This is a genomic window from Pseudomonas sp. NUPR-002 (genome assembly GCF_056322725.1).
In genome coordinates, this window is the sequence record NZ_CM150476.1 from 2,042,285 (window position 1) to 2,066,336 (window position 24,052).

The following is a 24,052-nucleotide window of genomic DNA, read 5'->3' on the forward strand; positions in this document are numbered from 1 at the left end:
ACACGCCACGTTGAATATTTCTTTTGAGGGAACACCGATGAAAGCCTGGATTTGCCTGCCTCTGATTGCTCTGGTACTGACCGGTTGTGCTGGCAAGACAGCCTATCGCGACAGCTGCGCCAACCAGCTAGACGCGGCCTGGAAGGAGCTTGATCTGGCCAAGGCCGAAGGCTTTGCCGGTACAGTCAGTTACTCTAAGGCGCTGTCGTTGTTGACCGGGGCCAAGACCCAGCAACAATTCGAAGCCTTTGAAGGATGCAGCAGCAAAGCTGAGAAAGCGCGTTTCTACATTCGTGAGTCGCGCGCTGGCCGCTGACACAGGAGAACACCATGGCGGTAATGCTTGATCATGTGATTGCCCAGGTGCTGGCTGTGCAGGTGCGCCTGCTTGCCTGCCAGGCGCGGCTGGCAGCCGATACCGACAGCGAGGCGTTGCATGATCTGCGAATTGCCACGCGGCGCCTGCGCAGTTTGCTGCGGCCGCTGCATGAGCTGCCCGGGGTCGACCAGCTTGACGGTGCGGCGCAAGCCTTGGGCAACCTGACCACACCGCTGCGCGACCGCGAGGTACTCGCCGCGCAGTTGCTTGAGCGTGAGCAATTTGCCGCCGCGCAGGTGCGCCTGGCGCATCGTGCGCAGACCTTTGCCAGTGTCGCCCAGAGTGCTGAACTGGGGCGCCTGTTGGCGATTGCCGATGCATTCCCGATGTTTTTACGCGCGGCCCAGCGCGAAGGCTTGATCCAGGGTTTGCACCAGCGCCTCGACAAGCGCCTGGAAAAACAATGGAAAAAGCTGCGCCAGGCCCTACAGGATCCCGCCCATGACCGTCATCGCCTACGCCTGCTGATCAAGCGTGTGCGCTACGCCGCCGAAGCCTATCCGCAGCTGGAGCATGCCGGGCGGCGAATGCAGCGGGTGCTCAAACGCGCCCAGGGCGATCTGGGCGACTGGCATGACCGCCTACAGTGGCTGCTGGCGGCCGAGCAGCAGCCTGATTTGCAGCCGTGTGTAGCGGTTTGGCAAACCCAACTGCAGGCAGCTGAACAGCACGCCGACGCAACCCTGGAGCGCTTGCAGGCGCTGTTGGCGCAGCGATAGGCCGCAGATATGGCCGAAATGCGGGCTGTGGCTGCAGCCTGTGCTGGTTAAGATCGGTTTTTTCCCATGGATGAGACCGGCATGAATTTCTCGCAATTGCTCAAGACCGCGCGCCTGCATCCCCAGGCGGTGTCGATTCCTGCCACTTGGGTGCAGGGGCGGGCCTGTTTCGGTGGCCTGATGGCGGCCTTGCTGTATGAAGCGATGCTCGCCAAAACCTCGCCCGGTCGCCCGGTGCGTTCCCTGTCGATCACCTTCGTCGGCCCGGCCGAGCCAGAGGTGCCGATCAGCTTCGAAGTGGAACTGTTGCGCGAAGGTAAAGCGGTCACCTCGCTGTTGGGCCGCGCAGTACAAAATGGCCAGGTCGTCACCCTGATGCAGGGCAGCTTTGGGGGTGGGCGCAGCTCGATGGTCGAGGTGCCAGCCTTGCCCACCGTGGAAATGAAAGATCTGCAGGCATCTGCCCCTGAGCTGCCTCACATCAAAGGGATGACCCCGGAGTTCATGCAGCACTTCGCCTTGCGTTGGGCGATCGGTGGCTTGCCGTTCAGCAACAACCAGTCGCGCAGCATGGGCGGCTGGGTTCGCCTGCGCGACGAGGGGGGTGACGAAACCTTGAGTGAAGCGCACCTGCTGGCCTTGGTTGATGCCTGGCCGCCGTCGCTGATGCCGTTCCTCAACAAGCCCGCTGCAGGCAGCACCCTGACCTGGACCATCGAGTTCCCGCAGCCGGTGCCTAGCCTGACCACGCTGGACTGGTGCAAATACTGTGTGCACACCGAGCATGCCCGCGATGGTTACGGCCATGCGTCAGCGGCGTTGTGGACTGCTCAGGGTGAGTTGCTGGCCATCAGTCGTCAGACGGTGACCGTTTTCGCTTAGGCTCTGTTTGGAAAGCCTTGATACTCGGTGATGCTGCGTTGAAAACAGCCTCGGAATGCTCATTTACAACCCGTAAAGTCGAGCGCGACTCCGACCGTTCCTCGGCTGTTTTCGCCTTGCCTGACCTTCGTCTCAAAGCTTTTCATACAGACCCTAATGACGATGGCGGTCGCGCCAGGCACGCCACCAGGCACCGCTCAACACAAAGCGCGGAAAGGTAACGAACTGCTCGACCAGCAAGCGCCCGACGGCATCTTTGCGGTCGCTGAAGGGCTCGGGCTGTTCAGTCTCAAGACGGTGGCCCTGGCGTTGCAGGCCAAGGCCGGCAATCAGGGCGATGACGCCCACAGCCAGTTGGCCAAGGTCCAGTGAGAACAGCCCGGACAGCACCAGCAGCACGCCGAGGATGAACAGCGGTACGGCAATCAGGTGCAACACCAGGTTGGTCGGGTTGCGGTGATTGTGGTGGTAGCTACGCCATTGCCAGGCGTGCAAGTTGGGCAGGCGTTTGTTCATGGGCTATTCCTCAGGGCTCTGTCTGAAGAATAGTGCGGCCCCCGTTCGGGGGCCAATCAGCGCCGCCTATCGGGCTTATAGCTTGAGTTGGCCGATGGCCTTGCTCAATTCACCGGCCAGGGTGGCCAGCTCGTTGCTGGTGGTGGCCGAGTCAACGGTCTGCTGCACCGTCTCTTCGGTAACGTCGCGAATACTTACCACCGCGCGGTTCATTTCTTCCGCCACCTGGCTCTGCTGCTCGGCAGCAACAGCAATCTGTGTGTTGCTCTCACGCATCTGCGCCACCGCACTGGTGATCTCGGCCAGCGCCGCGCCGGCTTCCTGCGCCTGCTGGACGCAGTCGTCCGCCTTGAACGAGCTTTCCTGCATAAAGTCCACAGCATCGCGGGTGCCAGCCTGCAGCGCTGAAACCATGGTGGTGATTTCATCGGTGGAGGCTTGTACGCGCTTGGCCAGGTTGCGTACTTCATCGGCAACCACGGCAAATCCGCGCCCCAGGTCACCGGCACGCGCCGCTTCGATTGCAGCATTGAGCGCCAGCAGGTTGGTTTGTTCGGCGATGCTGTGGATCACGCCGACCACACCGTTGATTTTCTGGCTGTCTTCGGCCAGTTGGCGAATCATCTCGGCAGTCTGTTGCACGCCGCTGGACAGCCCGGAGATCGAGGTTTGCACGCGGCTGACCACTTCCTGCCCGCTGCCTGCCAGGGTATCGGCGGTTTGCGACAGGTCACGCGTGGCACCGGCATGCTGGGCAATGTGATAGACGGTGGCCGACATCTCGTTGATGGCGGTGGCGGCCTGGTCGGTTTCGCTTTGCTGACCGAGCATGCCGTGGCGCACGTCGTTCATGCTGGCGGCCAGGCGTGCGGCCCCGGAGTCGAGCTGGGCCGCGGTGCGCGCCACGGTGTTGACCACGCGGTGATAGGTGGTTTGCATGGCGTTGAAGGCGCTGGCCATCTGCCCGACTTCATCGCCGCACGACAACGGTACCCGCGCTGACAGATCGCCGGTCTTTTCCACATGCAGCATCACATCCTTGAGGGTGTTGAGCTGGCTGAGCAGGAAGCGGATCAGCAGCTGTGAGGCGCAGAGCATCGCCAGCATCAGAATCAGCACGCAGACAGCGTAGTTGGTGAAGCGATCGGTGAACACCTGCAGCAGGCTGGGGGAGGGGGCGAGCACGGCAATCTGTTGACCATCGCGGCTGATCACCTGGGCGCCACTGATCGGCTGGCTACCGGTCAGGGCCAGGCCATGCAATTCGACCCAGCCCTGGGCATTGGCCAGGGCCTGGAACTCTTCATCGGCATAGGCGGGCACTTGCCCAGGGGCGTAGTGCAGCCACAACGGGTTTTCCGGCACGACCTGGCCGCTGGGCCAGGCTTGCAGGAGCTGCGCTTCAGCCTGGGCCTTGACCTGGGCTTGCTCAGCCCGGGCCTGTTGCTCCAGGTGCACGGCATACAGCACCAGAAACAGCGTTGTGACAAAGGCCACCGCGTTGACGGCCCAGAATTTGTACTTCAGGGAGATATTGCTAAGCCAGGCACCCATGGAAGGTCTTCTCTGATTGAGCGGAAACATTGTTGGCAAGGTGCCATCATTGTGCCGGGCTGAGCATAGAGGTGCGTTGATATGCGTCAAATAATCGCGGGCAGGTCGAAGAACGCCCGCGCGCAGGCGGTGGTGTGCGCCGCCAACTGCTCGGGGCTTTCGCCACGGTGCAGGGCGACTTCACGCAGCACTTCGGTAAGGAACGCCGGTTCGTTGCGGCCACTCTTGGGTTTAGGCCGCAGGCTGCGCGGCAGCAGGTAGGGGGCATCGCTTTCCAGCATCAGACGGCCTTGGGGGATACTGCTCACCAGCGGGTGCAGGTGGGTGCCTCGACGCTCGTCGCAGATCCAGCCGGTGATGCCGATGTGCAGGTCCAGGTCCAGGTAACTGAACAGTGCCGCGCGCTCGCCGGTAAAACAGTGCACCACGGCGGCGGGCAGGCGGTCACGGAAGTCCTTGAGGATCGCCAGCAGCCGCTCGCTGGCATCACGTTCATGGAGAAACACCGGCATCTGCAGTTCCACGGCCAGCGCCAGTTGTTCCTCCAGGGCTTTTTCCTGTTGCGGGCGCGGCGAGAAGTCGCGGTTGAAGTCCAGTCCGCATTCGCCCACCGCACGCACCCGCGGCTGCTCCAGCAAGGCCCGTAGTTGGCGGGTGCTGGCGCTGCTCCAGTGGCTGGCGTCGTGGGGGTGAACACCGGCTGTGCTGAACAGTTTCTGGCCGCTTTCATCCAGTGCCAGGCACAGTTCCAGCGCCTGTTCGCTGCCCTCGAGGCTGGTGCCAGTGACCATCATTTGCCGTACGCCAGCCGCCTCGGCGCGCTCCAGAATCGCGTGGTGTTTATCGGCAAAACTTGGATTGGTCAGATTGACGCCGATGTCGATGAGTTGCATGGTGCTACCTCAGGCCGGTGGCCGGCCAGCATAGCAAAGCTCGCGGAATTTCGATAAATCGAAGAACTTCAATGAGTTGTCGTGGTCTTTTGCGGTCAATTGTCACGGAACGACCGCACACTATGGCGCCACCCACACACGCACGGACCTTTGAACGGATGACCCGAGCGCTGTTTTTGTTGATTGTGCTGAGCCTGGGGCTGCTTCACGCAGGCGCGGCCAGCGCGCGCCTGCCCGGGCCACAGCAAACGGTGTCGAAGACCCAGGTTCGCGACCTGGCGCAGATCCGTAGCAGTCGGGTGCTCAAGGTGCTGGTCAATCAGAGCCGCAACAGCTCCGGCGAGGTCAAGGGTGTGCCGGTGGGGGTCGAATACCATCGTTTGCGGGCGTTCGAACACTACCTCAATGGCCGCGCCCGAGACGGCCAGGAGATAAAGCTGAAAATAATTCCACGGGCCAAGGAGCAACTACTGGCCGCGTTGCAGCGCGGTGAAGCCGATCTGGTGGCACCGGGCGAATTGCTGGATCCCACCTCCACCCGTGGCCTGGTGGCCAGCGATCCGGTGGTCGATAACGTGCCGATGGTGCTGGTGGGGCGCAAAGGCGAACGTAGCTTGCAGCGCGTCGAGCAACTGGCCGGACGCACGCTGACCCTGACCAGCGCCAGTGCCGCGGGTGATTCGATCCATGAAATCAATCAGAAACTGGCGTTGCGCAAACTACCGCCAATTAAGGTCGAGTGGGTTGATCCGACCCTCGCCGTAGAGGATGTGCTGGAAATGGTTCAGGCCGGCATTTTTCACCTGACCGTTGTCGAGCAGCCCATTGCCCAGCGCTGGGCGCGGGTGATGCCCAAGCTGCGTATCGATAAAAACGTCCAGGTCGCCGCCCCCGACGCCATGCGTTGGTATGTGCGCCGCGATGCGGTGATGTTGCACGCCAGTGTTGACCGTTTCTTGCAGGGCTACCGGCCCCCGGAGAACCAGGACGCGGCCTTCGAGCGTATCTACCGGCGCTTGTACCGGGTGCACAATCCGTTGGCGCGTACTGATCGCAAGCGCCTGGAAGCCTTGCGCCCGGTGTTGCAGCGCCATGGCAGTGAACAGAATATCGATTGGCTGAACCTGGCGGCGGTAGCCTTCAAAGAGTCATCGCTCAATCCTGCGGCCCGAGGTGCCGGGGGAACCCATGGGTTGATGCAGATCACCCCCAGCGCCGCCCAGCGGGTAGGGGTGAGCAATATCAGCAATGTTGATGGCAATGTCCGCGCCAGTGCGCGTTACATGGCGATGATCCGTCGCAAGTTCTTCTCCAGCAACCAGCTCAATGAGCGTGAGCGCATGGCCTTTACCCTGGCCGCCTACAACCTCGGCCCGGAGCGGGTCCAAGCCATGCGCGCCGAAGCCCGACGACGAGGCCTGAACGGCAACCAGTGGTTCTTCCAGACCGAACGCATCGCCATGGAGCAGGTCGGCATGGGACCGGTCAGTTACGTCAACAGCGTCAACAAGTACTTCCTCGCCTTCGACCGCGCCCGCGCATCGCTTGAACCCCGCGATCAAAAACGATAAACCCCGTTGCCCCTACACATTCCTACAGTTGACAGCCCGCCCGCCGCTTCTCTAGGATGCTGACTTGCGCCGATTTAAACAGCTACTTGCGGGGCGCAGGAGAACCCGATGGGGTTCACCGAATACCGCTAAAACGCTGGTTCGGTGACGCCTCCCACCGCAGCCCAGCGGGATCTGCGAGGCGGAGAAATACTCCATGAGTTGTCCACGTACCAGTGTCTGCTTGACCCCTCTGCCTGCCAGCCAGGCCACTCGCGTGCCGCGTATTCTGCTGGGCGGCAGCCACCAGCCAACCCTCCTGCGTTACCTCGACGGCTGGCCGCGGCGCAAAGGCAGTGCGACTGCCTTTCTGATTCAGTTCGCCGACACCTGCGCCTCCCTCGACCAGTTCGCCAGCGACCGTTTTGACCTCGCCGTGATCCAGGCGCCCAGCGCCGCCGACGCCGCCGAAGTGATCGGGCACCTGACCCGCGTTGCGCGCCAGGGCTTGATCACCCGCGGTTGATCAGGGTTGGGCTCAATGTTCCTTGGCTTTTCTGATTCGTAGCAAAATCACCAACAGGATGAGCATCGCTACCGGCGCCATTGCCAGTAGCGCATCGCGCGCTGAAATCGGTGCGCCCAAGGTATGCAAACCGGCGTAGATCAGCTTGAACAGGCTCAGCAGGTAATAGGTGATGGCGATGATCGACAGGCCTTCCACCGCCCGCTGGATCTTGATCTGCGACTCGGCGCGGGCATTGAGGCTGCGCATGATCTCGGCGTTTTGCTCTTCCATCTCCACCTGCACCCGCGCTTGCAACAGGTCGCCGAGGTTGGCGACGCTTTCGGCCACTTGCTCAAGACGCTGCTCGGTGGCGGCGCAGAAGCGCACGGTGGGCTTGAAGCGGCGCTCAATGAAAATGCCCAGGCGCTGGTAATCGTCGACATGACTTTCGCGCAATTCGCCCAAGCGCTCGAACACCAGTTGTGCATAGGCCTGGGTTGCGCTGAAGCGATGACGACTCTTCACCGTGCTGCCTACCACTTGCCGTGACAGCTGGGCGATGTCTGCCAGCAAGGCCTTGGCATTGCCACCGTCACTGGCCACGTTGCGTTCCGACAGGCTGACCAGGCTGTGCTCGTAGTCATCCAGTTGACTGCTCAAGGCTTTGGCGGTGTCCAGACTCAACGAGGCCATCATCCGATAGGTCTCGATTTCCAAAAGGCGGCGGATCATGCGGCCCTGGCGATAGGCGTTGAGCCGGCGGTTAACGAACAGAAATCGGTTGGTACCGTCTTCGGTCAGACGAAAGTCGCTCCAGACCACCGCGTCGCCACCGCCAACGCAGGAACCGCTGGGGTCTTTGAAGGCGTAGCGGCTGAGGTCGAGCCCGGCTTCGTCACGCACGATCACCTGCACGGCATTGATGATCAGCGCCTGATAGGGCTCGATCGCCTGTGCCAGTGCCGGGGGCAGTGTGCCCCAGTTCAGGTCGCTGTGTTCGGCAGGCACCACCAGGGTCACGGTGAAGAATTCGGCGTGGCGCTCCCACTTGAACGGGTGGCCCTGTAGTTGAGTGACGCCCTGCGCCGCTTCGGATTCGACCGAGTCGGGGCTGCAGCGCTGCAGCAGGGCATTGCACTGCGCGGCAGTGCCGAGAAATGCCAGGTGATACACATGGGCGGGCTCGTCGAAGTACAGGGACGGGCGAGCATGCAGTTCGTTGTGCAGTGCTTTTCGTTGGGCATGCATGTAGGGTCAGGCCGTATTGTTGTGTTTGTCTGCTGTTCCAAGTGCCGGAGCACATAGTTGGGACGGGGCAGCGGCCAGGGCGAGTCACGCCTGCGGCGATTCGCCGCTGGGTGAGCGTACTGGCTGCAGCAAGCACATCAGCCGTTCAGGGGCTGTCAGGTGAACCGGGTGGGGTATAGCGGACACTGTTGATGTACCAGGTGGCCTCGCCGTTGGGCGTCTGCACCACCACCTCGTCATCTTTGCCTTTTTTCAGCAGGGCGCGGGCCATCGGCGAGTCGATGGAAATGTAGTCATTGCGCCCGTAGATCTCGTCGTAGCCGACAATCCTGAAGGTCTTCACTTCACCGTCGTCGTTCTCGACTTCAACCCAGGCGCCAAAGAACACCTTGCCTTCCTGTTCCGGCGAGTAGTCGACGACTTTTGCGTCTTCCAGGCGTTTACGCAGATAGCGCACGCGCCTGTCGATTTCGCGCAGCAGCTTTTTGTTGTACTGGTAATCGGCGTTTTCACTGCGATCACCCAGCGATGCCGCCCAGGCGACCTTGGCGGTGATTTCCGGGCGGTAGGTGCGCCAGAGATGATCCAGCTCGCTTTTCAGCGCGTCGTAACCTTCTCGGGTGATGATGTTTGTAGCCAAGCGTCGTCCTTCATCGGTCAGGTAGGGCGAGTGGTGTTCAGGCGCCTAACGATACCTCATATCCACCACACGCTTGTCATCAACCTTCACGCAGCACTTTCAGCGGGCTGGCATTCAGCGCCCGACGCGTGCCGTAGACGCCAGCGCCACCCACCAGCAAAGCGCCTATTACCGGCAGCAACAGCAACGAGGGATGCGGGCTCCAGCTCAGGTCGAAGGCGTAGCGGTACAACAGCAGGGTGATCAGTTCGCAGCCGATCGCTGCCAGCAAGCCGCTGGCGGCCCCGAGCAAGCCAAACTCGATGCGTCGGGCCTTGACCAGCAAGCCGCGTCCGGCACCCAGAGCCCTGAGCAGGGCGCCCTGGCGAATGCGTTCGTCGAGCGTGGCCTGCAGACCGGCAAACAGCACCGCCAGGCCCGCAGCCAGCACGAACAACAGCACATACTCCACCGCCAGCGTCACCTGGGCGAGAATGCTGCGCAGCTGCTCCAGTAGGGCATCGACCTGCAGGATGGTCACTGCCGGGAAAGCTCGCGACAGCGCCACCACTTGCTGGTCGTGGCCGGGGGCGAGGAAAAAACTGGTCAGGTAGGTGGTGGGCAGGTCTTGCAGGGTACCCGGCTGGAAAATCATGTAGAAGTTGGGTTGGAAGCTGTCCCAGTTGACCGTGCGCAGGCTGGTAACCACAGCCTGGCGTTGCTGGCCGCCGATATTGAACGTGAGCTGGTCGCCGAGCTTAAGCTTGAGGCTCTGCGCCAGTTCGGTCTCTACTGACACGCCGGGCAGGGTGTTGCCGGTCTCAGGGCTGGCTTGCCACCAGCGGCCTTCACTCAGGGCGTTACCCTGAGGCAGGTCGGCGGCCCAGGTCAGGCTCAGGTCGCGCTGCACGGCGCGGTCGCCAGTGGACTCCTTGCTGACGATTTGTTGCACGGGCTGATCGTTGATGGCCGTCAGGCGCCCTGGAATAACCGGGTAAAGCGGCGCTGCCTCGGCGGAGAACTCGCTCAGGCGCTCGGCGAAGGTGTTCTTGTCGTCGGGCAGGATGTTCAGGGCGAAGTAGTTCGGCGCATCCTTGGGCAACTGGTTCTGCCAGGTGTCGAGCAGTTCGGCGCGTAGCAGGGCAATCAGGGCCATCGCCAGCAGGATCAGGCCAAAGGCCAGGGATTGCCCGGCAGCCGCCAACGGATGACGCAACAGTTGGCCCAGGCCCAGGCGCCAGGCCAGGGGCGAGCCGGCCAGCAACTGCCGCAGGCTGCGCAGGCCGAGCAATAGCAGGCCGCCGAGCAGCACGGCTGCGACCAGGCCACCGCCGAGCAATGCGAAGGTCAGAAGCAGGTCCAGGCTCAAGCGCCACATGATCAGGCCGAGGGCGAGCAATGCTGCGCCGTACACCAGCCAACTGCTGGGCGGCACGGGCAGCAGGTCACGGCGCAGCACCCGCAGCGGCGGCACGCGACCCAGGGCTGCCAGGGGCGGCAGGGCAAAACCGGCCAGGGCCACCAGTCCGGTGGCGACGCCAGCCAATGCAGGGGCCAGGCCACCCGGGGGAATCTGTGCAGGCATCAGGCCTTGCAGTAGTTTGAACAGGCCCAGTTGCGCCAACCAGCCGAGCAGGGCGCCACTGACAGCGGCCAGGCTGCCGAGTATTGCCAGTTGCAGGCAGAACAGGCTCAGCGCCTGACGGCGCGACAGGCCCAGGCAACGTAACAGGGCGCTGGCATCGAAACGGCGGGTGGCAAAGCGGCTGGCCGACAACGCCACCGCGACGCCGGCCAGCAGTACCGCCACCAGGCTGGCCATGTTCAGGTAGCGCTCAGCCTTGCCCAAGGCGCCGCCAATCTGCCGGTTGCCATCGCGTGAGTCTTGCAGGCGCTGGTTGGGGGCCAGGCTTTTGCTGACGCTATCGCGGTAGCTGGCCAGCGCCTCGGGCTCGCCTCGCCACAGCTCGCGGTAGGTGACCCGGCTGCCGGGTTGCACTACGCCGGTGGCGTCGAGGTCGGCCAGGTTGATCAGTACCCGTGGTGTCAGGCTGTAGAAATTGCCCGCACGGTCGGGCTCATAGGTCAGTACCCGGCTCATGCGCAGGGTTTTCATACCGACATCGATGCTGTCGCCAATCTTCAGATTCAGCGCCGCCAGCAGGCGCGGTTCGACCCAGGCTTCACCCGCTGCCGGTCCGCCGCCAGGCGTCTCACTGGCATAGGGCTCGGCGGCGCTGCGCAGCTCGCCGCGCAACGGGTAAGCACTGTCGGCAGCCTTGATGCTGGAGAGCTGGATACCGTTGTCGGTGGCGATCACGCTGGAGAACTCGACCACCTGCGCGTGTAGCAGCCCGGCGGATTTGCCCCTGGCAATCTGTTCCGGTTGGGCAGGGGAGCTGCCTTGCAGCACCAGGTCGGCGCCGAGGAACTCGGTCGCGCGCAACAGCATGGCACCATTGAGGCGGGCGCCGAAATAACCGATGGCAGTGCTGGCGGCCACCGCTACCAACAGGGCGAAGAACAATACGCGCAGTTCACCGGCACGGGCGTCACGCAGTAACTGGCGCAGGGCCAGGGCGAACAGGCGGAAAAACGGCAGGCGGGCCATCAGGGCTCCAGTGGCGCGACCAGATGGCCGGCGTCCAGGCGGATCAGACGGCGGCAGCGCTGGGCCAGGCGTTCGTCATGGGTGACCAGCACCAGGGTGGTACCGCGTTCCTGGTTCAGTTCGAACAGCAGGTCGCTGATGCGTTCGCCGGTATGGCTGTCGAGGTTGCCGGTCGGTTCGTCGGCAAACAGCACTGCCGGTTCGGCGGCAAACGCCCGGGCAATGGCGACACGCTGCTGTTCACCACCGGACAATTGCCGGGGTGAATGGCTCAAGCGCTGGCCCAGGCCCACCCGCTCCAGCAAGCTGCGGGCGTGTTCGCGGGCGTCGCGGCGACCGTCTAGCTCCAGTGGCAGCATGACGTTTTCCAGGGCATTGAGGCTGTCGAGCAACTGGAACGACTGGAACACGAACCCAACGTGCTCGGCGCGCACCCGGGCGCGTTGGTCTTCGTCCAGCGGCCCCAGGTCGTGCCCGGCCAAAGTCACACTGCCGGCACTGGGCAAGTCGAGGCCGGCCAGCAGGCCGAGCAGTGTCGATTTTCCTGAGCCTGAAGCACCGACAATCGCCAGGCTGTCACCCTGTTTCAGTTCCAGTGAGAGTTCGTGCAGGATGGTCAGGTCGCCTTCCGCGCTGGGAACCACTTTGCTAAGGTTGCACGCAGTGAGAATGCTGGGGCCCATGGAGAATCCGATGCGAGTAGGGTTATTGAGTGTTGGCCTGGCCTTGATGGCGCTGGCCCAGAGTGCGGCAGCGGGTACCGTGTTGGTTGTCGGCGATAGTATCAGTGCCGGTTTCGGCATGGATAGCCAGGTGGGCTGGGTTGCCTTGCTCGAACAACGCCTTGAAACCGAGGGCATAGACGCCAAAGTGGTCAACGCCTCGATCAACGGCGACACCAGCGCAGGAGGCCAGGCGCGGCTGCCAGCGCTGCTTGCAGCGCACAAGCCAGCCCTGGTGGTGCTCGAATTGGGTGGCAATGATGGCCTGCGCGGGCAGGAACCCAAGCAATTGCAACAAAATCTTGCTTCGATGATCGACGACGCTCAGGCTGCCGGCGCCAAGGTGCTGTTGCTGGGCATGCGTTTGCCACCTAACTATGGCAAGCGCTACACCGATGCCTTTGCCCAGGTCTATGCCAATCTGCACAGTGAAAAGCAGGTACCACTGGTGCCGTTTTTCCTTGAAGGCGTGGGCGGGGTGCCCGAGCTGATGCAGGCCGATGGCATCCATCCAAGGCCGAGCGCCCAGCCGCGCTTGCTGGAAAATGCCTGGCCGCAGCTAAAACCGCTGCTTTGACGCTTTTATACTGACCGGCTTTCGGCTAATGTGGCGCCCCCGATTTGGAGCCCCCGATGCCGCGTCCCGCCTGGTCCCTGTTTGCCTATCAATTGATCGAGCCTGACGAACAGCTTGACCTGTTCGCCTGCCAGGAGATCCGCGTCCATCTTGTGGCCCGCCAGCTTGAGCTGGGAGGCTCGGCCGACCGCACCTTGTGTGGCACGCTGCTGCCTGCGCAGCCGCGCTGGTCGGCCGTCGAACGCGGCATTTACCGTGACCGGCGGCTGTGCTCGCTGTGCCGGGCGATTCTCGATGCTCAGCGCCGTGGCACCCGGCCGGTCTGGCCTGAGCTGTAACAGCTGGTAATAGCCTTTCATCCCTTAACCCGCCTTCAAACGCCCGGTTCACTCCCGATTGTGCTGGGGGCGGTGTACAATCGTCGTCTTGACCTCACTGAATTAGCGAAGGATTTCCCGGATGTTGCCGCGCTTTCCCGCCGTCACCCGTTGCCTGTCCCTGGCCGCCCTGCTGGCGGCAGGCCCTGCTGCTGCGCTGGAGTTTCCCCTGCCACCGCCTGGCGAAGACGTCATTGGCCAGGTCCAGGTGATCAAGGCCAAGTACGAAGATACCTTCGCCGATATCGGCACGGCCAACGACCTGGGCTACCTGGAAATGATCGCCGCCAACCCGGGTGTCGATCCCTGGTTGCCGGGAGCGGGTACCGAGATCATCCTTCCGACCCGTTTCATCCTGCCGCCGGGCCCGCGTGAAGGTATCGTCATCAACCTGGCCGAGTACCGCATGTACTACTACCCGAAAGGGCAGAACGTGGTGCACACCTACCCGCTGGGTATCGGCCGTGAAGGCTGGGGCTCGCCGATTGCCAACACCAAGGTAACGGCCAAGACGCCAAACCCGACCTGGACGCCACCGGCCTCGATCCGTAAGGAGCACGCCGCAGACGGTGACATCCTGCCTACCGTGGTGCCGGCAGGGCCGGATAACCCGCTTGGGCCGTTCAAGTTCACCCTGGGTGTGCCGGGTTACCTGATCCATGGTTCGAACAAGAAGTTCGGTATCGGTATGCGTACCAGCCACGGTTGCTTCCGCATGTTCAACAACAACGTACTGGAGCTGGCGAAAATGGCACCGGTCGGTGTTTCGGTGCGGATCATCAACGAGCCTTACAAGTTCGGCCTGAGTGCTGGCAAAGTCTACCTCGAGGCGCATACGCCGCTGGATGACAAAGGCGATCCGTCGGTGGTCGACAAGCACACGGCAGTGATCAACGCCTTGCTCAAGCGCGAAGACCTGGCGAACAACCTGCGCATGAACTGGGACATGGTGCGTGACGTGGTGGCCGCTGAAGACGGTATGCCGGTGGAAATCGCCGTGCCGACCAGCGGGCAGCAGCAACCGATGGTTTCAAGCGTACCGCTGGACCTGTAATAGCTCGTTGCTGGATTGCTGTAGTCGAGGCCTGCCATTGTGCAGGCCTTGTCGTTTCTGGCGATCACTTTCTTGCGGGCAATAAAAAAGATTCTTCGCGGGTTGTCGGCATGTATGGGCATATCCCGGTAGGAGCGGGCTTGCCCCGCGATTGCGGTTTATCAGGCACATCGCATCGCGGGGCAAGCCCGCTCCTACCCGTCAAACGCGCATAAAAAAGCCGACCCACAAGTGGGTCGGCTCCAAATAAAAATCCCGAGGGATAATTACTTACGGCTGGCTTTGTCCAGCATACGCAGAGCGCGCTCGTTAGCTTCGTCAGCGGTCTGTTGTGCTTTTTGAGCAGCAGCCAGAGCGTCGTCAGCTTTGCGGTAGGCTTCGTCAGCGCGAGCTTGTGCACGAGCAGCTGCGTCTTCAGTAGCGGTCAGACGAGCTTCGGTTTCTTTGGATACGCTGCTGCAACCGGTAGCCAGAACTGCGGCCAGAGCCAGAGCAGAAAATTTCAGAACGTTGTTCATCGTGTTCCCCTTCAAGGACTTTCTATTAAATAGCCATCTCTCAGCAAAGAGAAACTAGCCGGTGTACATAGTACCCATTACTTGTAGTAAGTAAACTGACAGAGCGCAAGAACTGCAAAAAAATACGCCTGTCCCGGGACCTACACAGCCTTTGTAAAAAAACTGTGAAGGCGCCGCCGCGGCGGCTGTATTCAAGTGTAGCAAGTGTGTTTTTTTGTTGAACTAACGGTGACTTAAAGTGTCATCGAACGTCATAGCACTACAACATCCGGCAACTGTTCTGGCCGCTGCGCGCGACCTGGATCGCTGACTGCAAGTGCACAAAAATTGCGACCAGACACCTTGAGCATCCGGGCGCTGGGCGCCTACTATTTGTACGTGCTGTTTAGCCATAGAACGACCAGGCTGTTCTTGCTGTCCAAACGGGCACGGGGTGGCGTAGAGGTTCCTTCGCCGGACAAACATCGGTAAGGTAAGGGTCTGATCAAAAGACCCGCGAGGAGTAGTGATGAGCGAGGCGTTGTCCATCCACCATGACCAGGCTGGTCATCAATTCGAGACCAGTGTGGACGGTCATCGTGCTTACCTGACCTACATGGACCTGGGTAAGCAAACCCTGGATATTTACCGCACTTTTGTTCCCAATGCATTGCGCGGGCGGGGTATTGCCGCAGCATTGACCGAGAAGGCGTTGCAGTACGCAGAAGACATGGGTTACACCGTGATTCCGTCATGCTCGTACGTGGAGCGCTACATGGAGCGCCAGCAGCGCCACTCCACCAAGGCCTGAGCATCACGATTTCTGGTAGGAGCGGGCTTGCCCCGCGAGATGATGTAACTGAAGTAGATCAGATCGCGGGGCAAGCCCGCTCCTACATCAAGCAAGCCTGCCCCGTGAATCTGCCCGTTAGCCGCGGTTGCGCTTGGGCAGTACGTCCTTGAGCTTGGCATGCATGCTGCGCAAGGTTTTTTCGGTGGCGTCCCAGTCGATGCAGGCGTCGGTGATCGAAACACCGTACTGCAGGTCGTTGAGGTCTTTCGGAATCGCCTGGCAGCCCCAGTTCAAGTGGCTTTCAACCATCAAGCCGATGATCGACTGGTTGCCTTCGAGGATCTGGTTGGCAACGTTCTCCATGACCAGTGGCTGCAGGGCCGGGTCCTTGTTGGAGTTGGCGTGGCTGCAGTCGACCATGATGTTCGGCTTGATCTTGGCCTTGGTCAGTGCCTGCTCGCACAGGGCGACGCTGACGGAGTCGTAGTTCGGTTTGCCGTTGCCACCGCGCAGCACAACGTGGCCGTAGGCGTTGCCTTTGGTGGTAACGATGGACACGCCGCCTTCCTGGTTGATACCGAGGAAGCGATGCGGGCTGGAAACCGACTGCAAGGCATTGATCGCAACCGTCAGGCCACCATCGGTACCGTTCTTGAAGCCGACCGCCGAAGACAGGCCCGACGCCATTTCACGGTGGGTCTGCGATTCAGTGGTACGTGCGCCAATGGCCGACCAGCTGATCAGATCTTGCAGGTACTGCGGAGAAATCGGGTCGAGCGCTTCGGTGGCCGTAGGCAGGCCCATTTCTGCCAGATCCAGCAGCAGTTGGCGGCCGATGTGCAGGCCGTCCTGAATCTTGAACGAGTCGTCCAGGTATGGGTCGTTGATCAGGCCTTTCCAGCCGACCGTGGTGCGTGGCTTCTCGAAGTACACGCGCATGACCAGGTACAGGGTGTCGGACACTTCGGCGGCGAGGGCTTTGAGGCGCTCGGCGTATTCATGGGCGGCTTTGATGTCATGGATCGAGCACGGACCAATCACCACGAACAGGCGGTGATCCTTGCCATCGAGGATATTGCGCACCACTTCGCGGCCCGCAGTCACGGTCTTGAGCGCAGTGGCGCTCAGGGGAATTTCCTTCTTGAGCTGATCGGGGGTGATCAAGGTCTCGTTGGAGGCAACGTTTAGGTCATCGATCGGTAAATCAGCCATCGTGTTACTCGTCAGGTCACGGGTGCCGGCCGCCAGCGATCCCCGTGCGGCGGAGCAGCAAGATTGAACGCAGCGGGGAGCGGAACCTTAGCGCGTTACACCGTTGTTCGACAATGGGTAGCACCTGCTTTCCTGCGGCTCAAAGCCCGTTGGCGCAGGGTTTTTGCCCCTAAATGAGAATCTGTCGGGTATGGCTGGCTTCAAGGTTGGCTTCGGAGAACTCTCCGGCGTGCAGGCTGACCCATTGCCGGGCGAGGGCATCGAGGTCGGGTGGGGAGGCTTCAGCCAGGGCTAGTTGCTGGTAAAGGTGCTGGATCTGGCAGATCTGCTCGCTCATTCTGGCGCCAAACAGCGCCTGTTCATCGATGAAGGCAATGCCGACCCGATAACCGTCTCGCTGTTTTTGGCACCAGGCGACATAGCCCGGGTAACGCGCCGATTCGCCAAGGGAGGGGATGATCATTTCGATGGCCATGCCGCGACGGTAGGCGCGAGGGTGGTTGCAGGCGATTCCGCCCAGGCTGATAGTGTGCAAACGCTGGCGGAACAAGCTGGGCGACGGACGAAGGGTCAGTTCGACCGGGATGTCGTCCGGGTGAGGCAGGTATCCGCGCATGATCGACTCCGTGTCGATTTTTTGACCTTGTTCGCCTCAGTATAGTGAGGCTGCGCAAAACGATTGTTTTATGTGTAAAAAAATTGAAGAAAAAACGTTAAGGGTTGAGGAAAGCAGATGAACACCAGCAGTCCGCGTATTGGCATCATCGGAACCGGCGCCATTGGCGGCTTCTACGGTCTGATGCTGGCCAGGGCAGGGTTCGACGTGCATTTCCTCTTGCGCAGCGAGTTCGAGGCAGTGAGCCGTCACGGTGTGCGGGTCGAGAGTGCGCTGCACGGCACGCTGCAGATGGCAGTCAATGCCTATGCTGATGTCGCCGATATGCCGCGCTGTGACTGGCTGCTGGTAGGCGCCAAGACCACCAGCAATGCGGAGCTGGCGCCGATTATCAATCAGGCGGCCGCCAGTCATTGCAAAGTGGTGTTGCTGCAAAATGGTCTGGGCGTCGAACAGCAATTGCGCCCGCAACTGGCCGACCATCTGCACCTGCTGGGCGGTTTATGCTTTATCTGCGTCAACCGCCAGGCGCCCGGTGTGATCCGGCATCAGGCGCTGGGCACCGTGAACCTGGGGTATGACAGTGGCCCGGCGCTGAACGCCGCCGAGCGTCAGCGCATCACAGAGGAGGGTGCGGCGTTGTTTCACGCCGCAGGTATCGACTCTCAGGCCATGGACAACCTTGAGCAAGCGCGCTGGCAAAAGCTGGTGTGGAATGTGCCGTATAACGGCTTGTCGGTGCTGCTCAAGGCCAGCACCACGCCATTGATGGCCGATCCGCACAGTCGGGCGTTGATTCAGGCGTTGATGGCGGAAGTGGTTGAGGGCGCGCGCAGCTGTGGCCATCAGTTGCCCCAGGGCTATGCTGAGCATCTGTTCGCAGTGACGGAAAAGATGCCGGACTACTGGCCGAGCATGTACCACGATTTTGCCTTGAAGCGGCCGCTTGAATTGGCGGCGATCTATGCCGAGCCGCTGGAGCAAGCGCGGCGGGCGGGGTGCAGCTTGCCGCGGATGGAGGCGCTGTATCAGGCGTTGGCGTTTGTTGATCGGCATAATGACAGGAACCGGTGATGAGCAAGAGTCTTGGCGATAAGTTGGTGGTTGCGATTTCTTCGCGAGCGCTGTTCGATCTGAGTGAAAGCCATCGTCTGTATCTGGCGCAGGGGGTCGAGGCTTACCGGCAGTGTCAGATCGAGCATGAGGATGAGGTGCTGGAGCCCGGCGATGCCTTTCCGTTGGTGGAGAAACTGTTGGGGCTCAATGCGCGTCTTGGCCAGCCTCGGGTCGAGGTGGTGCTGGTGTCGCGCAACAGTGCCGATACCGGCCTGCGGGTGTTCAACTCGATTGAGCATCACGGCCTGGGCATTTATCGCGCAGCCTTTGTCGGTGGGCGTAGCCCGTACCCTTATCTGGCAGCCTTTGGCTGTCATCTGTTCCTGTCTACCGATGCCGATGATGTGCGCAGTGCGCTTGATGCGGGCTTCGCGGCGGCAACCATCCTTTCCGGTGGGGCGCAACGCGCCGCCAGTGATGAACTGCGAATCGCCTTCGACGGTGATGCGGTGCTGTTCTCTGACGAGTCGGAGCGGGTTTATCAATTGGGTGGGCTGGAGGCGTTTCAGGCCAATGAGCGGCAGTCGGCCCGCGAGCCGTTGCGCGGCGGGCCGTTCAAGCCCTTCCTGGCCGCCCTGAACCAGTTGCAGAAGGAATTTCCGGAAGGCGCCTGCCCGATTCGCACGGCGCTGGTCACCGCACGTTCGGCACCCGCGCATGAGCGGGTGATTCGTACCCTGCGTGAATGGGACGTCCGCCTGGATGAGTCGCTGTTTCTGGGTGGCCTGGATAAGTCGGCCTTTCTTGAAGCCTTCGCGGCCGATGTGTTTTTCGATGACCAGGCCGGCCACTGTGAGCGGGCGCGCAGTGTGGTGGCAACCGGTCATGTGCCGCACGGCATCAGCAACGAACCGACCCTGGGCTAGGCCGCAGCTGCAGGGCGCCAGACGGAACTGCAGCTCATTGGCGCGCTGCTAAGCTGAAACTTGCTCTGCCCACGCGGCAGTCAAGGAGGTCGAATGATCCGTTCCATGCTGTATGCCACTGACCTCGGTGTATACGCGCCTTTTGTCATGCAACACGCGCTGGCATTGGCGCGAACCTTCAATGCAGAGCTGTATGTGATTCACGCCGTCGAACCCATGGGGCAATTCGCGGAGTCGCTGCTGCAAAGCTATCTGGACGAACGCACGCTGGACCAACTGCACAGTCAGGGGGTCAACAACGTCATGGCCAACATCGAGCAGCGGGTGCTCGACAACTTTCGTGATGAGTTGGGTGAGGAGGCGGACCTGGCGTTGATCAAAGCGGTACGAGTGCGTCAGGGCGATCCGGCGCAAGTGATTCTCGACCAGGCGCAGCGCCTGAGCGTCGATTTGTTGATCTTCGGTAGCCACAGCCAGGGGGCGGGCGTTGATATTCCTATCGGGCGCACGGCGGTGCGTCTGCTGCAGTTGTCGCCGGTGCCGGTGTACATGGTGCCGCTGGCTCAGCACCTGGGGCGGCGCAAGGCCTGACAAGGCGTTCTCGGTAGATTGCCACTAGACTGCTAAAATAGTTCTAGATTTATTCTTCAAACCACTAATATAGTTATAAATCGTCGCTGCTGCCGGTGACGCCCAGCTGATTTGAGGGATACCTATGAAGCTTCAACAATTGCGCTACATCTGGGAAGTGGCGCACCACGACCTCAACGTCTCCGCGACAGCGCAGAGTCTGTATACGTCCCAGCCGGGTATCAGTAAGCAGATCCGCTTGCTTGAGGACGAACTGGGCGTTGAAGTGTTCGCCCGCAGCGGCAAGCACCTGACCCGCGTGACGCCCGCCGGTGAGCGCATCATTACCACGGCCGGCGAAATTCTGCGCAAGGTCGAAAGCATCAAGCAGATTGCCCAGGAATTCTCCAACGAGAAAAAAGGCACGCTGTCGATTGCCACCACGCACACCCAGGCGCGCTATGCGCTGCCGCCAGTGATCAGCAACTTCATCAAGCAATACCCGGAAGTCGCGCTGCACATGCATCAGGGCTCGCCGATGCAAATCGCCGAAATGGCCGCCGACGGCACCGTGGATTTCGCCATTGCCACTGAGGCGCTGGAGCTGTTCGGTGACCTGGTGATGATGCCGTGCTATCGCTGGAACCGTTGTGTGGTGGTGCCGCAGGGTCACCCGCTGACCAAGCTGCCAAAGCTCACCCTGGAGGCCCTGGCTGAATACCCGATCGTAACCTACGTGTTTGGTTTCACCGGCCGCTCCAAGCTCGACGAGGCCTTCAATCATCGCGGCCTGACGCCGAAAGTGGTGTTCACCGCCGCCGACGCCGACGTGATCAAGACCTATGTGCGCCTTGGCCTGGGCGTCGGCATCGTCGCCAAGATGGCGGTTGATACCAAGCTCGACAATGACCTGGTGGTGCTCGATGCCAGCGAACTGTTCGAATCCAGCGTGACCAAGATCGGCTTCCGTCGTGGCACGTTCCTGCGTGGCTTCATGTGCGACTTCATCGAGAAGTTTGCACCGCACCTGACCCGTGAAGTGATGGCCAAGGCCATCCAGTGCCATAACAAGCAAGAGCTCGAAGAGCTGTTCGAAGGTGTCGAGTTACCGGTGCATTGATAGCGCTGACAGGCACAAAAAACCGGCCATCGAGCCGGTTTTTTTGTGCCTGGGCAATCAGCCCTTGGTGATCAGGTTGCCGGCGTGCAGGCCGCACTCCTTCTGGGTGGACTCTTCCCACCACCAGCGCCCCTCGCGCTCGTGCTGGTTCGGCAGCACAGGGCGGGTGCAGGGCTCGCAGCCGATGCTGATGAAGCCGCGTTCGTGCAGGCTGTTGTACGGCAGCTCGAGCATGCGGATATAGCCCCAGACTTCCTCGCTGCTCATCTGTGCCAGCGGGTTGAACTTGTACAGGGTGCGTTCCGGGGTCGAGAAGGCGCTGTCAATTTCCAGCGCGGCCACCTGGCTGCGGGTGCCCGGGCTCTGGTCGCGGCGCTGGCCGGTGGCCCAGGCGCTGACAGTGCTCAGCTTGCGGCGCAGGGGTTCGATCTTGCGGATGCCACAGCATTCGCCGTGGCCATCCTTGTAGAAGCTGAACAGGCCTTTCTCTTTGACGAAGGGGTCGAGTTTGCTGCGATCTGGGGAGAGGATTTCGATGGGCAGGTTGTACTGCTCGCGCACCTGATCGATGAAGCGATAGGTTTCCGGGTGCAGGCGACCGGTGTCGAGGCTGAACACCTTGACGTTCTTGTTCAGCTTCCAGGCCATGTCCACCAGCACCACGTCTTCGGCGCCGCTGAAGGAGATCCACAGGTCGTCGCCGAAGTGTTCGAAGGCGAGCTTGAGAATGTCTTGCGGGGACTTGTTGGCGTAGGTCGCAGCCAGGGCGGCGACGTCGAAGGGTTGGCTCATCAGGCGGCTTCCGGTCATTGAATGGCGCTTGGCGCTCGTAATACCGCGATCTTAACAAAAATTGCCGGCCTGGATGCCGCGCATGTAGAGTGCGGCTTCCCATTTTTTGTTGTTCGAGGAGTGTGCTGTGGAAATTGCCTGTCTCGACCTGGAAGGCGTACTGGTTCCGGAAATCTGGATCGCCTTTGCGGAAAAAACCGGAATCGAATCGCTGCGGGCCACCACGCGCGATATTCCTGATTACGATGTGCTGATGAAACAGCGCCTGCGCATTCTCGATGAGCATGGGCTGAAGCTTTCCGATATCCAGGCGGTGATCGCCACACTCAAGCCGCTGGACGGCGCCATTGAGTTCGTTGACTGGCTGCGTGAGCGTTTTCAGGTGGTGATTCTGTCTGACACCTTCTACGAATTCTCGCAGCCGCTGATGCGCCAGCTGGGCTTCCCGACCCTGCTGTGCCACCGCTTGATTACTGACGACACAGACCGGGTGACGGGCTACCAGTTGCGTCAGAAAGACCCCAAGCGTCAGTCGGTGCTGGCGTTCAAGAGCCTGTACTACCGGGTGATTGCCGCAGGTGACTCGTACAACGACACCACCATGCTTGGTGAAGCCGATGCCGGCATTTTGTTCCATGCGCCGGAGAACGTGATCCGCGAGTTTCCGCAGTTCCCGGCGGTGCATGACTTCGAGGCGTTGAAGAAAGAATTCATCAAGGCTTCGAATCGTTCGCTGAGCCTGTAAGGGCCTTGTCGCGGGGCAAGCCCGCTCCTACCTGGCGGTGGGAGCGGGCTTGCCCCGCGATGCAGTTCAAAGCCCTTGCAGCGTATCGAGCAGCACCTTGACCTTGGTAATCGATTCCTCGTACTCCGCCTGCCAGTCCGAGTCGGCCACCACCGCGCCGCCACCCCAGCAGCACACCTGACCGTCCTTCACCAGCAAACTGCGGATGGCGATGGAGCTGTCCATCTCACCGCGCACATCGATATACAACAATGAACCGCAATACAGCGCCCGGCGGCTGGGCTCCAGCTCGTCGATGATCTGCATGGCGCGAATCTTCGGTGCGCCGGTGATCGAGCCGCCGGGGAAGCTACCGGCGATCAGGTCGAGGGCGTCTTTATCGGCAGCCAGCTGCCCGGTGACGCTGCTCACCAAGTGGTGCACGTTGGGGTAGCTTTCCAGGCTGAACAGTTCAGGCACCTTGACCGAACCTATCTCGCAAGTGCGGCCCAGATCGTTGCGCAGCAAATCGACGATCATCAGGTTTTCCGCGCGATCCTTGCGGCTGGCCAGCAGTTCGGCACCGTTGCGCGCGTCTTGTTCGGCGTCGGCACTGCGAGGGCGTGTGCCCTTGATCGGGCGGGTTTCAACCCGGCCGTTGCTGACCTGAATAAAACGTTCCGGCGAAAAGCTCAGCAAGCAACTGCCGTCGGCCAGCGCCTGAAAGCCGGAGAAGGGTGTAGGGCAAGCCTGGCGCACCGCCTGGTAGGCATGCCACGGGTCACCCTCGCACGGGGCACGGAAGCGTTGGGTGAGGTTGATCTGATAGCAATCGCCAGCGTGAATATAGGCCTGCACTTTGTCGAAGGCCTGCCGGTATTCCTCGCGGCTGATATCACCCTGCATCGGCGCCAACAGCGAGAAGTGCGTGTTGCTGGCTGTCGCAGGGCTGTCGAATAGGTTGATCAGGCGCTGGCGCTCAGCATCGGCCAGGCTTGGGTGAAACAGCAGCTGACTGCGCTTTAGCTGGTGATCGCTGATCAGTGCCCAGGCATACAGCCCCAGGCTGGCGTCGGCCAGGCCCAGATCGTTAGCGGCCAGCGTCGGCAGTTGCTCAAGGCGGCGCCCGAAGTCGTAGCTCAGGTAGCCGATCAGGCCGCCGGCAAAGGGCAGTTCGATGCCGTCTGGCAGTTGCGCCGGCCCTAACTGCGCCAGGCTGCTGCGCAAGCGCTGAAGAAAGGCCGTGCCCGCTTCGCTGGCCTGTGGTGTCAGGGTGTGCAGCGGCCAGGCGCTGAGCAGGTCGAAACGTCCGCGCTCGGCGCTGGGGCGCGCACTGTCGAGCAACACGGCGCCGGGCGCCTGGCGAATGCGTTCAAAGTAGGCCGCAGGGTCGGCCAGGTAGGGCAGGGCGTGAAGCGTACAGGTCGGCATGCAAGTAACAGCTATGAATGCGGGGGAGGCGATTGTAGTCCCGTGTAGGACGTGCGCCTAGCGCTGACTGCGACCTGGGTGACCTTGCCGCCATCAGCCCGTGCAG

26 protein-coding genes are annotated in these 24,052 nt (G+C 61.5%); 14 read left to right on the plus strand and 12 right to left on the minus strand.

The window, feature by feature from the left end:
• Positions 1 to 37: 37 nt before the first annotated feature.
• The 3 genes from ACVWSC_RS09475 to ACVWSC_RS09485 all read left to right on the plus strand — a co-directional run bounded on the left by ACVWSC_RS09475 (position 38) and on the right by ACVWSC_RS09485 (position 1,980).
• Positions 38 to 316 carry a hypothetical protein gene (locus ACVWSC_RS09475; RefSeq protein WP_442113385.1) on the plus strand — a complete coding sequence of 93 codons (279 nt, stop codon included), beginning with the start codon at positions 38 to 40 and terminating at the stop codon, positions 314 to 316.
• A gap of 14 nt (positions 317 to 330) precedes the next feature.
• Complete coding sequence (locus ACVWSC_RS09480; protein WP_442113386.1) at positions 331 to 1,098, plus strand: CHAD domain-containing protein; 768 nt, start codon at positions 331 to 333, stop codon at positions 1,096 to 1,098.
• Positions 1,099 to 1,179: 81 nt separating this feature from the next.
• The gene (locus ACVWSC_RS09485; protein WP_442113387.1) at positions 1,180 to 1,980 is read left to right on the plus strand and encodes an acyl-CoA thioesterase; all 801 of its coding nucleotides are present in this window, start codon (positions 1,180 to 1,182) and stop codon (positions 1,978 to 1,980) included.
• 153 nt (positions 1,981 to 2,133) lie between these two features.
• Here the strand turns inward: ACVWSC_RS09485 and ACVWSC_RS09490 are convergent, their stop codons facing one another.
• The 3 genes from ACVWSC_RS09490 to ACVWSC_RS09500 form a co-directional block, all read right to left on the minus strand.
• On the minus strand, positions 2,134 to 2,496 hold the full coding sequence (locus ACVWSC_RS09490) for an Mpo1-like protein (RefSeq protein WP_442113388.1): 363 nt from the start codon (positions 2,494 to 2,496) through the stop codon (positions 2,134 to 2,136).
• A 75-nt stretch (positions 2,497 to 2,571) separates the two neighbouring features.
• Entirely contained in the window at positions 2,572 to 4,050 is a 1,479-nt protein-coding gene (locus ACVWSC_RS09495) for a methyl-accepting chemotaxis protein (RefSeq protein ID WP_442113389.1), read from the minus strand.
• 86 nt (positions 4,051 to 4,136) lie between these two features.
• Positions 4,137 to 4,943, minus strand: coding sequence for a TatD family hydrolase (locus tag ACVWSC_RS09500; RefSeq protein WP_442113390.1), 807 nt, complete (start codon positions 4,941 to 4,943; stop codon positions 4,137 to 4,139).
• Between the two features lie 158 nt (positions 4,944 to 5,101).
• On the opposite strand from ACVWSC_RS09500, the gene ACVWSC_RS09505 reads away from it, so the two are divergent.
• Positions 5,102 to 6,514, plus strand: a complete 1,413-nt coding sequence (locus tag ACVWSC_RS09505; RefSeq protein WP_442114282.1) for an MltF family protein — start codon at positions 5,102 to 5,104, stop codon at positions 6,512 to 6,514.
• Positions 6,515 to 6,710: 196 nt separating this feature from the next.
• A complete protein-coding gene (locus ACVWSC_RS09510; protein WP_442113391.1) occupies positions 6,711 to 7,019 on the plus strand; it encodes a hypothetical protein in 309 nt (102 codons plus the stop codon).
• A 12-nt stretch (positions 7,020 to 7,031) separates the two neighbouring features.
• Here the strand turns inward: ACVWSC_RS09510 and ACVWSC_RS09515 are convergent, their stop codons facing one another.
• The 4 genes from ACVWSC_RS09515 to ACVWSC_RS09530 all read right to left on the minus strand — a co-directional run bounded on the left by ACVWSC_RS09515 (position 7,032) and on the right by ACVWSC_RS09530 (position 12,162).
• On the minus strand, positions 7,032 to 8,249 hold the full coding sequence (locus tag ACVWSC_RS09515) for a DUF3422 domain-containing protein (RefSeq protein ID WP_442113392.1): 1,218 nt from the start codon (positions 8,247 to 8,249) through the stop codon (positions 7,032 to 7,034).
• Positions 8,250 to 8,394: 145 nt separating this feature from the next.
• Positions 8,395 to 8,889: a transcription elongation factor GreB gene (greB, locus tag ACVWSC_RS09520; RefSeq protein WP_442113393.1), complete on the minus strand. Its 495-nt coding sequence runs from the start codon at positions 8,887 to 8,889 to the stop codon at positions 8,395 to 8,397.
• A 79-nt stretch (positions 8,890 to 8,968) separates the two neighbouring features.
• The gene (locus ACVWSC_RS09525) at positions 8,969 to 11,479 is read right to left on the minus strand and encodes an ABC transporter permease (protein WP_442113394.1); all 2,511 of its coding nucleotides are present in this window, start codon (positions 11,477 to 11,479) and stop codon (positions 8,969 to 8,971) included.
• Positions 11,479 to 12,162, minus strand: coding sequence for an ABC transporter ATP-binding protein (locus tag ACVWSC_RS09530; RefSeq protein ID WP_442113395.1), 684 nt, complete (start codon positions 12,160 to 12,162; stop codon positions 11,479 to 11,481). Before ACVWSC_RS09530 ends, ACVWSC_RS09525 begins: the two co-directional genes overlap by 1 nt.
• Positions 12,163 to 12,172: 10 nt before the next feature.
• Here ACVWSC_RS09530 and ACVWSC_RS09535 point away from each other — a divergent pair, with 10 nt between their 5' ends.
• The 3 genes from ACVWSC_RS09535 (at position 12,173) to ACVWSC_RS09545 (ending at position 14,209) form a co-directional block, all read left to right on the plus strand.
• Positions 12,173 to 12,778: an arylesterase gene (locus ACVWSC_RS09535; protein WP_442113396.1), complete on the plus strand. Its 606-nt coding sequence runs from the start codon at positions 12,173 to 12,175 to the stop codon at positions 12,776 to 12,778.
• 56 nt (positions 12,779 to 12,834) lie between these two features.
• Positions 12,835 to 13,116, plus strand: a complete 282-nt coding sequence (locus ACVWSC_RS09540; RefSeq protein WP_442113397.1) for a hypothetical protein — start codon at positions 12,835 to 12,837, stop codon at positions 13,114 to 13,116.
• 121 nt (positions 13,117 to 13,237) lie between these two features.
• Positions 13,238 to 14,209, plus strand: a complete 972-nt coding sequence (locus ACVWSC_RS09545) for a L,D-transpeptidase family protein (protein WP_442113398.1) — start codon at positions 13,238 to 13,240, stop codon at positions 14,207 to 14,209.
• Positions 14,210 to 14,475: 266 nt separating this feature from the next.
• On the opposite strand, the gene oprI is transcribed toward ACVWSC_RS09545, so the two are convergent.
• Positions 14,476 to 14,727: an outer membrane lipoprotei OprI gene (gene oprI, locus ACVWSC_RS09550; protein ID WP_003259780.1), complete on the minus strand. Its 252-nt coding sequence runs from the start codon at positions 14,725 to 14,727 to the stop codon at positions 14,476 to 14,478.
• A 508-nt stretch (positions 14,728 to 15,235) separates the two neighbouring features.
• Between oprI and ACVWSC_RS09555 the strand changes: the two genes are divergently transcribed.
• A complete protein-coding gene (locus ACVWSC_RS09555) occupies positions 15,236 to 15,517 on the plus strand; it encodes a GNAT family N-acetyltransferase (protein WP_028941432.1) in 282 nt (93 codons plus the stop codon).
• A 117-nt stretch (positions 15,518 to 15,634) separates the two neighbouring features.
• Here the strand turns inward: ACVWSC_RS09555 and ACVWSC_RS09560 are convergent, their stop codons facing one another.
• Both ACVWSC_RS09560 and ACVWSC_RS09565 read right to left on the minus strand, forming a co-directional pair.
• Positions 15,635 to 16,711, minus strand: a complete 1,077-nt coding sequence (locus tag ACVWSC_RS09560; RefSeq protein WP_442113399.1) for a 3-deoxy-7-phosphoheptulonate synthase — start codon at positions 16,709 to 16,711, stop codon at positions 15,635 to 15,637.
• Between the two features lie 169 nt (positions 16,712 to 16,880).
• Positions 16,881 to 17,327, minus strand: coding sequence for a PilZ domain-containing protein (locus ACVWSC_RS09565; protein ID WP_442113400.1), 447 nt, complete (start codon positions 17,325 to 17,327; stop codon positions 16,881 to 16,883).
• 117 nt (positions 17,328 to 17,444) lie between these two features.
• Here ACVWSC_RS09565 and ACVWSC_RS09570 point away from each other — a divergent pair, with 117 nt between their 5' ends.
• From ACVWSC_RS09570 to cysB, 4 genes are all read left to right on the plus strand, one after another.
• Positions 17,445 to 18,401, plus strand: coding sequence for a putative 2-dehydropantoate 2-reductase (locus ACVWSC_RS09570; protein WP_442113401.1), 957 nt, complete (start codon positions 17,445 to 17,447; stop codon positions 18,399 to 18,401).
• Entirely contained in the window at positions 18,401 to 19,309 is a 909-nt protein-coding gene (locus tag ACVWSC_RS09575; RefSeq protein WP_442113402.1) for a 5'-nucleotidase, read from the plus strand. The genes ACVWSC_RS09570 and ACVWSC_RS09575 overlap by 1 nt, the downstream gene beginning before the upstream one ends.
• A gap of 93 nt (positions 19,310 to 19,402) precedes the next feature.
• Complete coding sequence (locus ACVWSC_RS09580; protein ID WP_442113403.1) at positions 19,403 to 19,900, plus strand: universal stress protein; 498 nt, start codon at positions 19,403 to 19,405, stop codon at positions 19,898 to 19,900.
• Positions 19,901 to 20,024: 124 nt separating this feature from the next.
• The gene (gene cysB / locus ACVWSC_RS09585; protein WP_442113404.1) at positions 20,025 to 20,999 is read left to right on the plus strand and encodes an HTH-type transcriptional regulator CysB; all 975 of its coding nucleotides are present in this window, start codon (positions 20,025 to 20,027) and stop codon (positions 20,997 to 20,999) included.
• Positions 21,000 to 21,056: 57 nt separating this feature from the next.
• On the opposite strand, the gene ACVWSC_RS09590 is transcribed toward cysB, so the two are convergent.
• Positions 21,057 to 21,791 carry a phosphoadenylyl-sulfate reductase gene (locus tag ACVWSC_RS09590; RefSeq protein WP_128324564.1) on the minus strand — a complete coding sequence of 245 codons (735 nt, stop codon included), beginning with the start codon at positions 21,789 to 21,791 and terminating at the stop codon, positions 21,057 to 21,059.
• Positions 21,792 to 21,918: 127 nt separating this feature from the next.
• Between ACVWSC_RS09590 and thrH the strand changes: the two genes are divergently transcribed.
• Entirely contained in the window at positions 21,919 to 22,536 is a 618-nt protein-coding gene (gene thrH, locus ACVWSC_RS09595; RefSeq protein ID WP_274113395.1) for a bifunctional phosphoserine phosphatase/homoserine phosphotransferase ThrH, read from the plus strand.
• 66 nt (positions 22,537 to 22,602) lie between these two features.
• Here thrH and pabB read toward each other — a convergent pair whose 3' ends face one another.
• On the minus strand, positions 22,603 to 23,946 hold the full coding sequence (gene pabB, locus ACVWSC_RS09600) for an aminodeoxychorismate synthase component I (RefSeq protein WP_442113405.1): 1,344 nt from the start codon (positions 23,944 to 23,946) through the stop codon (positions 22,603 to 22,605).
• Between the last annotated feature and the right edge of the window lie 106 nt (positions 23,947 to 24,052).